Source organism: Providencia hangzhouensis (assembly GCF_029193595.2).
Lineage (GTDB): Bacteria > Pseudomonadota > Gammaproteobacteria > Enterobacterales > Enterobacteriaceae > Providencia > Providencia hangzhouensis.
Map to the genome: position 1 here is coordinate 1,873,217 of NZ_CP135052.1, position 13,151 is coordinate 1,886,367.

11 protein-coding genes are annotated in these 13,151 nt (G+C 41.7%); 9 read left to right on the forward strand and 2 right to left on the reverse strand.

The window, feature by feature from the left end:
* Window positions 1–2: 2 nt before the first annotated feature.
* From nuoI to nuoN, 6 genes are read left to right on the forward strand one after another with little or no spacing between them, the layout of a single operon-like run.
* Complete coding sequence (nuoI, locus tag PZ638_RS08210) at window positions 3–545, forward strand: NADH-quinone oxidoreductase subunit NuoI (protein ID WP_004259834.1); 543 nt, start codon at window positions 3–5, stop codon at window positions 543–545.
* Window positions 546–557: 12 nt separating this feature from the next.
* Window positions 558–1,100 carry an NADH-quinone oxidoreductase subunit J gene (gene nuoJ / locus PZ638_RS08215; RefSeq protein WP_004259837.1) on the forward strand — a complete coding sequence of 181 codons (543 nt, stop codon included), beginning with the start codon at window positions 558–560 and terminating at the stop codon, window positions 1,098–1,100.
* A complete protein-coding gene (gene nuoK, locus PZ638_RS08220; RefSeq protein ID WP_004259841.1) occupies window positions 1,097–1,399 on the forward strand; it encodes an NADH-quinone oxidoreductase subunit NuoK in 303 nt (100 codons plus the stop codon). The genes nuoJ and nuoK overlap by 4 nt, the downstream gene beginning before the upstream one ends.
* The gene (gene nuoL / locus PZ638_RS08225; protein WP_004259845.1) at window positions 1,396–3,237 is read left to right on the forward strand and encodes an NADH-quinone oxidoreductase subunit L; all 1,842 of its coding nucleotides are present in this window, start codon (window positions 1,396–1,398) and stop codon (window positions 3,235–3,237) included. Before nuoK ends, nuoL begins: the two co-directional genes overlap by 4 nt.
* Window positions 3,238–3,256: 19 nt before the next feature.
* Window positions 3,257–4,777 carry an NADH-quinone oxidoreductase subunit M gene (gene nuoM / locus PZ638_RS08230; protein ID WP_094962295.1) on the forward strand — a complete coding sequence of 507 codons (1,521 nt, stop codon included), beginning with the start codon at window positions 3,257–3,259 and terminating at the stop codon, window positions 4,775–4,777.
* Between the two features lie 6 nt (window positions 4,778–4,783).
* Window positions 4,784–6,244, forward strand: a complete 1,461-nt coding sequence (gene nuoN / locus PZ638_RS08235) for an NADH-quinone oxidoreductase subunit NuoN (protein WP_094962296.1) — start codon at window positions 4,784–4,786, stop codon at window positions 6,242–6,244.
* A 56-nt stretch (window positions 6,245–6,300) separates the two neighbouring features.
* Here nuoN and PZ638_RS08240 read toward each other — a convergent pair whose 3' ends face one another.
* Window positions 6,301–7,284: an alpha-xenorhabdolysin family binary toxin subunit B gene (locus tag PZ638_RS08240; RefSeq protein WP_094962297.1), complete on the reverse strand. Its 984-nt coding sequence runs from the start codon at window positions 7,282–7,284 to the stop codon at window positions 6,301–6,303.
* A gap of 11 nt (window positions 7,285–7,295) precedes the next feature.
* A complete protein-coding gene (locus PZ638_RS08245) occupies window positions 7,296–8,504 on the reverse strand; it encodes an alpha-xenorhabdolysin family binary toxin subunit A (RefSeq protein WP_167732486.1) in 1,209 nt (402 codons plus the stop codon).
* 745 nt (window positions 8,505–9,249) lie between these two features.
* Between PZ638_RS08245 and PZ638_RS08250 the strand changes: the two genes are divergently transcribed.
* From PZ638_RS08250 to menH, 3 genes are all read left to right on the forward strand, one after another.
* On the forward strand, window positions 9,250–10,584 hold the full coding sequence (locus PZ638_RS08250) for an isochorismate synthase (protein WP_144140818.1): 1,335 nt from the start codon (window positions 9,250–9,252) through the stop codon (window positions 10,582–10,584).
* Window positions 10,585–10,703: 119 nt separating this feature from the next.
* Window positions 10,704–12,377: a 2-succinyl-5-enolpyruvyl-6-hydroxy-3-cyclohexene-1-carboxylic-acid synthase gene (gene menD / locus PZ638_RS08255; RefSeq protein WP_164455517.1), complete on the forward strand. Its 1,674-nt coding sequence runs from the start codon at window positions 10,704–10,706 to the stop codon at window positions 12,375–12,377.
* Window positions 12,377–13,141: a 2-succinyl-6-hydroxy-2,4-cyclohexadiene-1-carboxylate synthase gene (gene menH, locus PZ638_RS08260; RefSeq protein ID WP_144140820.1), complete on the forward strand. Its 765-nt coding sequence runs from the start codon at window positions 12,377–12,379 to the stop codon at window positions 13,139–13,141. The genes menD and menH overlap by 1 nt, the downstream gene beginning before the upstream one ends.
* Window positions 13,142–13,151 lie beyond the last annotated feature (10 nt).

Genomic DNA, 13,151 nt, shown 5'->3' on the forward strand with positions numbered 1-13,151 from the left:
CCATGACATTGAAAGAGTTATTGGTCGGTTTCGCCACCCAAGTACGTAGTATTTGGATGGTCGGCCTACATGCGTTCGATAAACGCGAAACGCAAATGTATCCAGAAGAGCCGGTTTATCTGCCACCCCGTTACCGTGGTCGTATCGTGTTGACGCGCGATCCAGACGGTGAAGAGCGTTGTGTTGCATGTAACTTGTGTGCGGTAGCTTGCCCTGTGGGTTGTATCTCACTGCAAAAAGCTGAACACGAAGATGGCCGCTGGTACCCTGAATTTTTCCGCGTTAACTTTTCGCGCTGTATTTTCTGTGGTCTGTGTGAAGAGGCTTGCCCTACCACGGCAATCCAATTAACACCTGATTTTGAAATGGCCGATTGGAGACGTCAGGATCTGGTTTACGAGAAAAATGACCTGTTGATTTCAGGTCCGGGTAAATATCCTGATTATAACTTTTACCGTAAATCAGGTATGGCGATTGCAGGTAAAGACAAAGGTGAAGCGGATAACGAAGCGAAACCTATCAACGTCAAAGACCTGTTGCCATAAGGAGCGATATTCATGGAATTTACATTTTATATCGCCGGTCTAGTTGCCATTTTAGCAACTTTAAGGGTGATAACGAATACAAATCCGGTGCATGCACTGTTGTATCTGGTTGTTTCTCTGCTGGCTCTGTCAATGGTGTTTTTCTCCCTCGGCGCGTATTTTGCTGGAGCGTTGGAAATCATCGTTTATGCAGGTGCCATCATGGTCCTGTTCGTGTTCGTCGTGATGATGCTCAACCTAGGACGTTCTGTTCAAGAACAAGAGCGCGCTTGGTTGACGCCGAAAAACTGGATTGGTCCTGCTGTGTTATCCGCAGTTTTATTGGCTATCTTAGTTTACGGCATCACCTCATTGTCATATCAAGAAGGCATTGAGGGCACCATCATTGGGGCGAAAGAAGTGGGTATTAGCTTGTTCGGGCCTTACGTTCTGGCTGTCGAATTGGCGTCACTGTTACTACTAGCTGGTTTAGTTGTCGCATTCCACGTTGGACGTGACCGTAAAGAAAACGGTGCTGATCTTGTCAGTATCGCGAAGGCGGAGGAGCAAAAATGATACCTCTAGAACATGGTCTGATTTTAGCGGCGATTTTATTTGTGATGGGGCTTAGCTGCCTTGTTATTCGCCGCAATCTGCTTTTCATGCTGATCGGACTGGAAATCATGATTAACTCAACTGCACTGGCATTTGTGGTTGCAGGGAGTTTTTGGGGGCAGCCAGACGGCCAAATTATGTATATATTGGCAATTACATTGGCTGCAGCGGAGGCGAGTATTGGATTGGCGTTGTTACTGCAACTCCATCGTCATCGTCAGAACCTGAATATTGATAAAGTCAGTGAGATGCGCGGATGAACCTACTCTATTTAACTATTCTGTTGCCTTTACTGGGGTCGGTGTTGTTAGCCTTCTCCCGTGGACGCTGGTCAGAAAACGTTTCGGCCATTATTGGTGCGGGGTCGGTCGGCTTAGCGGCCATCGTCGCATTCTATGCTGGCAATGAATTTTTAGCTCAAGACGCTGGTAGCGTGTTCATCCAACCTCTGTGGACTTGGATGTCTGTCGGTACCTTTAATATCCCATTCACCCTAATGTTAGATGGTCTATCTCTGACCATGTTAGGTGTGGTAACGGGTGTGGGCTTCCTTATTCATGTATACGCTTCTTGGTATATGCGTGGTGAGGAAGGTTACTCACGTTTCTTCGCTTACACTAACCTGTTTATCGCGAGTATGGTGGTCTTAGTCCTCGCTGATAATATGATGCTGATGTATCTCGGTTGGGAAGGGGTAGGGCTGTGCAGTTACCTGTTGATTGGTTTCTATTATACCAATCCAGAAAACGGTAAAGCCGCAATGAAAGCGTTCTTTGTCACGCGTATCGGTGATGTATTCCTCGCCATTGGTATGTTTATCCTGTGGAATGAGCTCGGCACATTGAATTTCAGCGAAATGGCGGTGTTAGCACCTCAGAAATTTGCTGAAGGTTCGAGTGCGATCAATTGGGCAACCTTAATGTTATTAGGTGGCGCAGTCGGTAAATCAGCACAGTTACCATTGCAAACGTGGTTGGCAGATGCGATGGCGGGTCCAACGCCAGTTTCAGCATTGATCCACGCCGCAACCATGGTAACGGCCGGTGTGTACTTAGTGGCTCGTACCCACGTTCTGTTCTTATTAGCGCCAGAAGTTTTACATCTAGTTGGCGTTGTGGGCGCAGTGACATTAGTACTGGCAGGGTTTGCTGCACTGGTTCAAACCGATATCAAGCGCGTGCTTGCTTATTCCACGATGAGCCAAATCGGTTATATGTTTTTGGCTCTCGGTGTGCAAGCTTGGGATGCTGCGATTTTCCACCTGATGACGCACGCTTTCTTTAAAGCACTGTTGTTCCTGTCAGCAGGTTCGGTCATTTTGGCATGCCACCACGAGCAAAATATCTTCAAAATGGGCGGATTGCGTAAGCAAATTCCATTTATCTACGCTGTGATGTTGATTGGCGGAAGCGCACTGGCAGCATTGCCATTGTTTACTGCTGGTTTCTACAGTAAAGATGCCATTTTGTGGGGAGCGCAGCTTGATGGACAAACTGTATTGTTGTGGGCAGGTATCCTCGGTGCATTAATGACCGCAATTTATACCTTCCGTATGATTTTCATCGTGTTCCACGGTGAAGCAAAAATCAAAGCGCATAAGGTTAAAGGCATCACTCACACATTACCACTGGGCATTTTGGCTATCCTTGCAACGTTTGTTGGTGCATTAATCCACCAACCACTCGAAGGGGTATTCCCTGCAGAAGCGGCTGGCAGTGAAGACGGTAAAGTCTTACTCGAAGCGATTTCTGGCGGGTTTGCTATCGCTGGTCTATTAATTGCGGTATTCCTCTACCTGTTTAGACGTTCAATAGTCGATGCTATCGCGAAAACTGCGGTGGGTCGTTTCTTCAGCGCATGGTGGTACCAAGCGTGGGGCTTCGACTGGCTGTATGACGTAGTCTTTGTAAAACCGTTTAAAGGTATTGCATGGCTACTGGAAAGCGATCCGATTAACTCTCTGATGAATATCCCTGCACATCTTTCACGTTGGGCAAATAAAGGGCTTGCAGTGAGTGAAAACGGCCAAATCCGTTGGTATGTTGCCTCGTTGGGGCTGGGTGCAGTGCTGATTCTTGCTCTGCTGCTTTTGGTTTAATTAAGGGACACATTGCGCCATGCTATTACCCTGGCTAATACTCATTCCCTTCATCGGAGGCCTGCTAAGCTGGCAGGCTGACCGGTTCAGTCATCGCGCACCGCGCTGGATTGCACTGGCGACGATGGGAATAACATTAATACTCTCCGTGCAATTGTGGTTAGAAGGGAATTACTCTCTTGTTAATCCACAAGGGATTCCACAATGGCAATCTGTTTTCTTTATGCCGTGGATCCCGTCACTGGGAATTGACTTTCATTTAGCTATTGACGGTTTATCACTGCTGATGGTCGTATTAACGGCTATCATGGGGGCTTTCTCGATTCTGAGCTCTTGGAGTGAAAACCAGAAGAACCAAGGTGCGTATCACTTTAACCTGCTGTGGATTATCACAGGTGTGATGGGGATTTTCACCGCGGTTGACTTGTTCTTATTCTTCTTCTTCTGGGAGATGATGCTGATCCCAATGTACTTCCTGATTGCCAATTGGGGGCACAAAGGGTCAGAAAACAGACAACATATCAAAGCCGCGACTAAGTTCTTTATCTATACGCAAGCAAGTGGCTTGATCATGTTGGTTTCCATCATTGGATTGGCACTAGCGAATTACAATACTTCAGGCGTATTAACATTCGATTATAACCAACTGTTAGGCGCAGAGCTGTCTAGTAACGTTGCGTTTATGTTGATGTTAGGCTTCTTTATCGCCTTTGCCGTTAAAATGCCATTGGTTCCTTTCCATGGTTGGATGGCAGATACCCAAGAACAGTCGCCTACAGCGGGTTCCGTGGATATCTCCGGTATCATGCTAAAAACCGCAGCATACGGCCTGTTACGCTTTACTTTGCCTCTGTTCCCTGAAGCCTCTATCCAGTTCACGCCAGTGGCGATGACGCTGGGTGTGATCAGTATCTTCTACGGTGCATGGTTGGCGTTCAAACAAACGGATATCAAACGTCTTGCAGCGTACAGTAGCTTATCCCATATGGGCTTTGTGACAGTCGCTATTTACGCGGGTTCAACCTTGGCCTACCAAGGTGCTGTAGTTCAAATGATCACCAATGGTTTGTCTGGTGCGGCACTGATTATCATTAGTGGTCAACTGTATGAACGTACGCAAACGCGTGATATGCGTATGATGGGTGGATTATGGAAACGCATTAAATGGTTACCAGGAATGTCCCTGTTCTTTGCTGCGGCAACGCTAGGAATGCCAGGTACAGGTAACTTCATTGGTGAATTTATGATCCTGTTTGGCAGCTTCAGCCAATTCACGTTAGTGACTTGTATTATGGTCTTTGGTGTGGTGTTTGCGTCTATCTACTCACTGTGGATGATGCAACAGACCTACTACGGTACACCTAAGTCTGAAAAAGAAATGAAAGGGTTAACGGCACGTGAATTTGGTGTGCTGCTGGCTCTGGCTGCTTTACTGGTTATTATCGGTTTCTACCCACAACCAATTTTAGATACCTCAATTGGTTCGATGGAAACATTGCATAACCTGTATTCTGCTTCACTTACAACATTAGGGCTGTAATTCGCCATGACAATAACTCCTCAAGAACTGATCGCAATACTACCACTGATGATCGTCGGGTTGACGGCGGTGGTTGTGATGCTGTCCATTGCGTGGCGACGCGATCACCTTACCAGTGCCGCGCTGACAGTATCTGGCTTTGTTATTGCGTTGCTTTCACTGATTTGGGTAGCCGACGGCTATCTAATGGATGTGACTTCGCTTATCCGTGTTGATGGCTTTGCGCTGTTCTATAGTGCATTAGTCCTGATTGCAGGTATCGGTACCAGCATCTTTGCCTACCACTGGCTGGAAGGTTTTGGCGACAATAGAGATGAATTCCACTTGTTAGTTGCTATCGCGGTGGCAGGTGGTGTGCTGTTATCTATGTCAAACCATATGGCGTCGATGTTTATCGGTATTGAGCTGATTTCATTGCCACTGTTTGGCTTAGTTGCCTATACCTTTGAGCGCAGTCGCACATTAGAAGCTGGGATCAAGTACATGCTGTTATCTGCAGCAGCGTCTTCATTCCTGTTATTCGGAATTGCGTTACTGTATGCGGAATCGGGTAGCTTAAGCTTCGCAGCTGTTGGTCAAAGTCTTTCTGATAACCAAATTCACGCCCCATTAGTGATGATTGGTTTCGGTATGCTCATTGTTGGTTTTGGCTTTAAACTGTCACTGTTTCCATTCCAACTGTGGACACCAGACGTTTATCAAGGTGCGCCTGCACCTGTATCAGCTTTCTTAGCAACGGGTAGTAAAATCGCTATCTTTGCCGTATTAGTGCGTATCTTTTTGGAAGCACCAATTGCCAACAGCAATACGTTAGCGATTGTGATTTCAGTGATTGCCATAGCATCTATCTTGTTTGGTAACTTACTGGCTATCACACAAAAAAGCGCAAAACGCTTGCTGGGTTACTCATCTATCTCGCATATGGGTTATTTACTCGTTGCCCTTGTTGCGTTACGTATCGACCCAGTAGCGTCACAAGTGACTATCGCAATCTACTTAGTGGGTTACTTGTTTGCAAGCTTAGGCGCATTTGGTGTTGTGAGTATCGTTTCCAGTCCTTATCGTGGTGATGACCAGGATGATTTCAGTGCATTCCGTGGGCTGTTCTGGCATAAACCCGTTCTAGCAACGGTAATGACTGTGATGATGCTGTCGCTGGCAGGTATTCCAATTACATTAGGATTTATTGGTAAATTCTATGTGATTGCATCCGCGGTGAATGCAGAGTTATGGTGGTTAACAGGAACTGTAGTGGTTGGTAGTGCAATTGGTTTATATTACTACCTAAGCTTTATGGCTAGCCTATATAGCCGCGATGCAGAACATGCAGAACGTTATACAGGCCCTGAAAAAGCAACGTTAGGGACCGTTGTTGCTGTTATTTGCGCCATTGCGGTTATTGTCTTTGGTGTATGGCCACAACCTCTTATTGATATGACATCAACAGCACTTGCTGTGATTAACTAATAGGCTAAAATTTCCTATAGTTGATAAACCGGCTACTTTTGAGTAGCCGGTTTTTTTTAATCAGGTAACTGACGCTGATATTGGTATTCCATATCATCTAAAAAAGACATTAGTACTTGGCTTGCGGTATTGATCTTTTGAATATTCACTGTTTTTTCAGACGATTTTTCATTAATAAAATGGCACCATTCCCACCAATAATTCTTAATGAGGCCTATCTGAGTAATAATTGATAATTTATGTGAATCTATAGCGGTGATTTGTTCTGATAAGAGCATGAGTTGAGAAAGCTTAAATATTGTTTTATCAATGTGATTAACTTCTTCCTTTAATTCTAAAATTTGGTTTCCTAAATCTAGCCTGACCTCGACAAGTTGCGCAAATTCTAAACCATCATCAATGACTGATAATAAATTTTTAATAAAAGCAATGGCTGACTTTAATATTTGCTTTTTATTTGTTGGCATATCAATTGAGTCAATTAACTCATCATTCAACAAATGTTTTTTTAAGAAATCAGTGATTTTAGATTTTAAGATGATATCTTCTGCTGCGGTAATAACGGAGTGTTGCTGATTGATTTCGTTTATTTTTAGCATTTTGCTATTTTTGGATGTGACTAGGAGTTCTTTTTGTTCTGAGTATTGCTGTAGTTTATGTTGGTTGCTTTCTTCCACGTGAATGAGTGATAGAGAGTCGGTGGTGTAACTGAATTTGGTAATTATTCTTTCTAGCTCTAATTTAAAATCAATTAAATCCTCAATAAAGCTTGTGACTAAAATTCCGTCAGGTATATTTGTATTTTCACTATTTAATTCACTTTTTAAAATATAATTTAATTTTATTTTTAGCTTCGGTATCGAGTTTCTGATTGTTTCATTTATATTGAAAGTCTTACTTGCAATTTTTTGTATCTTTCCGTGTATGATGAAGTCATAATGTATTATATTTTTATTAAATGCGGAAATTTCATTTGACATATGCCTAAACTGATAAATATCAATGGAGGGCAATATCGGTAAATCAAGCTTATCTTGCATATGAGTACCTTTTATTGAGGGGGGGTGTTATTTGGTTGAATTTGGTCAAATAACGTTATTAAATGTGTAGAGTATTCTTGAATGGTATACCAGGATGTAACAATTCGTTTGAAATGAGTAATGAATTTAATAAGTTTATCAGCGTTATTGATTTTTTTGAAAACCTCGATTGATTGGGTTATTTCAGTTAGGAGGACAAGCCACATATAATCTAAATGGTCAACGGCTAACCGTGCATCTTTAAAGAAACCATCGATTTTATGGAGGTTAATTTGAATATCAAAGATAACTTTTTTGATGAGTTCTTCTTTGTTAATTTGGTCGTTAATTGATTTTATTTCTGCTAATGTTTCATTTTTTCTTGCTCGAATTTTTTCAGCTTTCGAGCCAAAAATACTACCAGTAATAATGAGACCGATGACACCACCTGCTAAGCCGGTGAAGCTGAGTTTTACAAAATGTGAATACTCTTGTTCTAATTGCTGTAGTTCCTGCTTTTTCGTTTTAAGTAATTCTTGTAAGTAGCTATCTGTAATTTCATTATCAGTAGTTTCAAGTTGATTATATAACCCTTTAATATTAAACAATAATGATTCAACGTGTTGATAATTAGATAGATACCCACCTGTAATATGTACTCTAAAATCTGAAATGATATTTTTAATATTACTTGTCTTAATGGATTGCTCCTTAATATCATCTTTAATTAATTGTAAGATATTAGTTAGTTCAGTCGCTATTTGTTGGTCATCGCTTTGATAAAATATTTCATCTAACTCACTTTCATTAATATCATTCAAACTGTCTGATACCCTTTTCAATATAGGCATATGGTTTATATATTCAATAATCTGCCCTCCTGTATGTATAATGTTTCGGCTAGCTAGAGATAGGTTGACAGATTGCTCTTTAACATGTTGCTCGACATTATCCCAGGTATTGGCATGATCTCGAATATTGATAATGGTATTAATTAATTCGTCTGTATCTATTGGTAAAGTGGTTGATGAGGTAATACCAAACCATTTTAGAATATCATTTTTTTTCCAAGGCAAAGAAAGAGAGAAGTAAACATGGCGATGTATGCTAATTAAATCGTCTAATGTAAAAATACCGACTTCGCGGGTTGAAAGAGCATCTTGATTCGTTAATAAAGCTAAGGTTGTATGGCCTATATGCTCTTTTTCAATAATTCTGTCGTAATTTTCTTTTGTATTCATTTTAAAATCCATGTTGATTAAGTTAAGGATTGAACACTAATTTGTATTAGCACTATTGTATGGTTGAGTTACCTATTTATTGTAAATGAAAATATAAATTTCATATTTGTTAACCTACTAGAAATTGACTGAAAGTTTTATACTAAAAAATGAAAAACAGAGCTAAAAAATAGCACTTTGAGCAAGTCAATACATGTTTAAAATATTATTTTTTATTATATATATTTAGAAATCATCTATAGTGATAATAAATTAAATAACGCATAACAATATGATGATAATTAAAATTTACGGCGGTTTTACTTTTGAAGGCTAAATAGAATTGTAATGGAATATAGGTTTGCAGCTTAAATATAACTATGTTTCAAAATGGAATTCTTTTTGGATAAAAATGAAGCAATTTCGAGAGGGAGGAAAGAAGAAAGGGGATAAAATCACATTTTCCATTAATTAAATGAATGGAATGACGTGTAATATATATAATAAGCTATACTATCAACAACCTGAACCTCTATTCGTGTAACAAGGTTGGTTTTGATGTGATTTCTCTTGGCTATCGTCATTTGGGGCATAAGCGATAATTATAGTGATGTACTAAAAACAATTTGTTTATTGCAGATAATCTGTTTTTAGTGCTGAACCGGTGACATAGCATTTACTGTTAGTCATCAATGTATTAAAAAATGGTTTTGCGCTATATAATAACGCGTAGTGAATTTGTGTGATGTAGCAGTGGGAATCTAAAGTGAACTATAAAAAAATTGATCAACTGATAACTGAAATTTTGGATCATTTGTCTACATTGACACTAAAAAACCAAGAGTTTATTCGTTTTGTTTGGCAATTGGATGCGCAAACCGCTTTCCCTGGTCTTTCATGGCTATCAGTGCAAGAAAGCTACCCTCAATTTTACTGGTATCAACGGACGGGAGCTGAAGAATGTAGTGCTCTTGGCATGGTGAAATCTTTTGATTCGATAGATAAGGCTCAAGCTTTTTTATCGCAATACCCTGATATACCAGAAATGCGCCTATGGGGGCTTAATGGGTGGAATGCCGTCGGGGATGGGATCCCTGACGAGATAAAACGTCAAGCAACATTTTGTTTTTTACCTCGTATTGAAATTCATCGATTACGTTCAACGATTAACGTTAGTATCAATATAGAAGGTGAAGAAGATCGCTTAAATGCCATTCATCTTTTACAGCAATTAAAACCCGCTTCTCAAGTGACATTGGCACTGAATGCGGATATTACTGCGCAAGAACATATTCCTACTCATGATGAATGGTGCCGTTTATTAAATTGCGCTATTGATGATATGAAGTCAGGGAAAATGGAAAAAGTGGTTATGGCAAGGAAAACAAAACTTACCTTGTCTAAGCCTATTGCGGTTGCTGAGTTTCTCGCACAAAGCCAGCAAGTGAATCATCATTGCTACCATTTTATGATGGCCTTTAACGCACATTCTGGTTTTATTTCTTCAACCCCCGAGCGTTTATATTTACGTCAAGATGGCCAATTAAATTCTGAGGCCTTAGCGGGAACCGTCGCTAATGACCCTGATGATGCAGTCGCAGCAGAGTACGCTAAATGGTTGATGGAAGATAAAAAAAACCAACATGAAAACTTAGTGGTTGTTGATGATATTTGTCAACAATTGCAAGGGGCAGTGACTGGAGTAGATGTGTCTTCAGCAAAAGTTATTCGTTTAAGAAAAATTCAACACCTTTATCGTTCAATTGTTGCAACGCTAATCACCCCTTCTGATAGCGATTGTTTACAACGCCTCCAACCTACCGCTGCCGTGTGTGGTTTGCCACGAAAAGTCGCTCGGCAATTTTTAGCCAAAAATGAACCTTTTTCTCGCGGCTGGTATGCAGGAACGGGTGGTTTTATGAGCTTAAATAAAAGTGAATTCGCGGTATCTCTACGTTGTGCGCAAATAGAGGGTGCACAGGTCTCATTATATTCAGGCGCTGGTATTGTCAGTGGCTCAGACCCAGAGCAAGAGTGGATAGAAATTGAAAATAAAGCGGCTGGGCTAAAGTCTTTATTTGAAAATAACGAAAAACCATAAAATAAAAATGGTTATTTTCTTTTTTATTTCAATTAGTTCATCAAAAATTGTCCTGAGATCAAGAAATTTATTTCAGCCAGTCTAAACTAATTGATAACTAATAATTTGCTGAGCATATTATGTCGAATTCTGCTTTTAACCTCCGTTGGGCTGAAGTGATTATCGAAGCACTGTCTCGCCACGGAATGAAACACATCTGTATTGCGCCTGGTTCGCGCTCAACACCCTTGACCCTTGCGGCGATTAACCATGGTAAATTGCATTGCCATACGCATTTTGATGAGCGTGGTTTAGGGCACCTAGCTCTAGGTTTAGCAAAAGCCAGTCATGAGCCTGTAGGGGTTATCGTTACCTCTGGTACAGCTGTTGCAAACCTTTACCCTTCATTAATTGAAGCCGGTTTAACAGGGGAAAAGGTGATTTTTCTTACCGCTGACAGACCGCCAGAATTGATTGATTGCGGTGCTAATCAAGCTATTCGGCAAACACATATTTTTGCGTCTCACCCCTCTCAATCATTAATGTTGCCACGGCCGACGCAAGATATTTCAGCGAAATGGTTGGTCACCGCGATTGATAATGGCATGAACCAGTTACACCATGGTGGCTTTCATATTAATTGTCCATTTGCAGAGCCACTATATGGTGAAATGGATGGGGAATATGAGTGGCAGCAAACACTTGGAGAATGGTGGAATTCTTCTCACCCGTGGTTAACTGAGCCATTAACCCATTCCGTCGCATTGGTTGCGGATTGGTATTTTTGGCGTCAGAAAAAAGGCGTTGTGATTGCAGGGCGAATGACAGCGAGTGAAGGGGAGTTAGTTGCAAAATGGGCACAGGAACTTGGATGGCCAGTACTCGGTGATGTGCTGTCTCAAACCGGACAACCTTTTCCATGTGCCGACTTATGGCTACAACATCCAGAAACTCAGTCTATTTTAAAAGATGCGGAATTAGTCGTTCAGTTTGGTTCAAGCTTAACGGGAAAACGGCTCTTACAATGGCAAGCCAATTGTGAGCCGCAAGAGTATTGGATTATCGACTCAATACCTCAGCGGTTAGACCCAGCCAATCATAAGGGAAGAAAATTAACCTGTTCAATCAAGGGTTGGCTAGATAACCATCCTGCACAGCCGAGAAGCTTGTGGTGTGAGTCGCTGCCCACTTTAGTGCAAAAAACTCAACACCATGTGCGCCAACGCTTACAAGCGCAGTTTTCAGAAGCCGCAGTTGCACACCAATTACCTGAACTGCTACCTCCACGAGGCCAACTATTTGTTGGCAACAGCTTAATTGTCCGTTTGGTAGATGCACTAGCACAACTTCCATTGGGCTATCCTGTTTATAGTAACCGGGGCGCGAGTGGTATTGATGGTTTGATTTCTACCATGGCAGGTGTTCAACGGGCAACAGCACGGCCAACATTGGCTATTGTTGGGGATATTTCTGCACTATATGACTTGAATAGTTTGGCTTTGTTGCGTGAGCCTTCAGCGCCCACCGTTCTGATCGTGGTGAATAACAATGGTGGGCAAATTTTTTCTATGTTACCTACACCAGACGAAGCAAGACAAAACTATTACTGTATGCCGCAAAATGTCAGTTTCGAGCCCGCGGCGAAAATGTTTGGTTTACAATATTGTACGCCGACAGACTGGACAACACTAAAAAATACCGTTCAACAATTTTGGCGCCGTCAACAGGGCACATTGCTGGTGGAATTGCAGGTGGCAAGTGATGAAGGCGCCCGTACGTTAAAACAACTATTGAATGAAGTTGTGGAACTGTAATGTTATCTGCCCATAGACATAATTCAGTCTCATCTGCTCCTTGGGTCATCTGGCTGCATGGCTTGTTAGGTAGTGCCGATGACTGGCTACCAGTGATTGAACAAACACGTGCTTTTCCATCGTTAGCGGTGGATTTACCAGGGCATGGCGGTTCTCACTCAGAGCCATGCCAAGGTTTTTCACATTTTGATCAACAACTCAGCGCTCTTTTACAGTATCATCAAATTAATGAATACTACTTGGTTGGCTATTCACTCGGTGCTCGGTTAGCGATGCATTTTGCCTGTCACTATCAGCCTAACGGATTATTAGGTTTAGTGATTGAGGGGGGCAATGTGGGATTAGTCAATGAACAAGAACGAGTTGCTCGGGCGGCTAATGATAAGGCATGGGCACAACGTTTTCGTTCAGAACCCATCGAAGAAGTGTTAGATGATTGGTATCAACAAGCTGTATTTGCTGATTTGTCGACCACTCAGCGCCAACATTTAATTCAGTTACGTCGGCAAAATAACCCGCACAGTATTGCTGCTATGCTAGAAAATACATCATTAGCAAAGCAACCTTTCTTGGCGGACAAATTGCATCAATTGACCTGTCCCTATCGTTATTTTTGTGGCGAAAAGGATAAAAAGTTTCGAAGCGTTTCGCAACAATATGAATTGCCGTTAACGCTAATTGAAAATGCAGGGCATAATGCGCATCGGGAAAACCCAATGGGCTTTGCAGCTGCACTACACCATTTTTTATCACACTGTGGTTAAAGGAATCTGA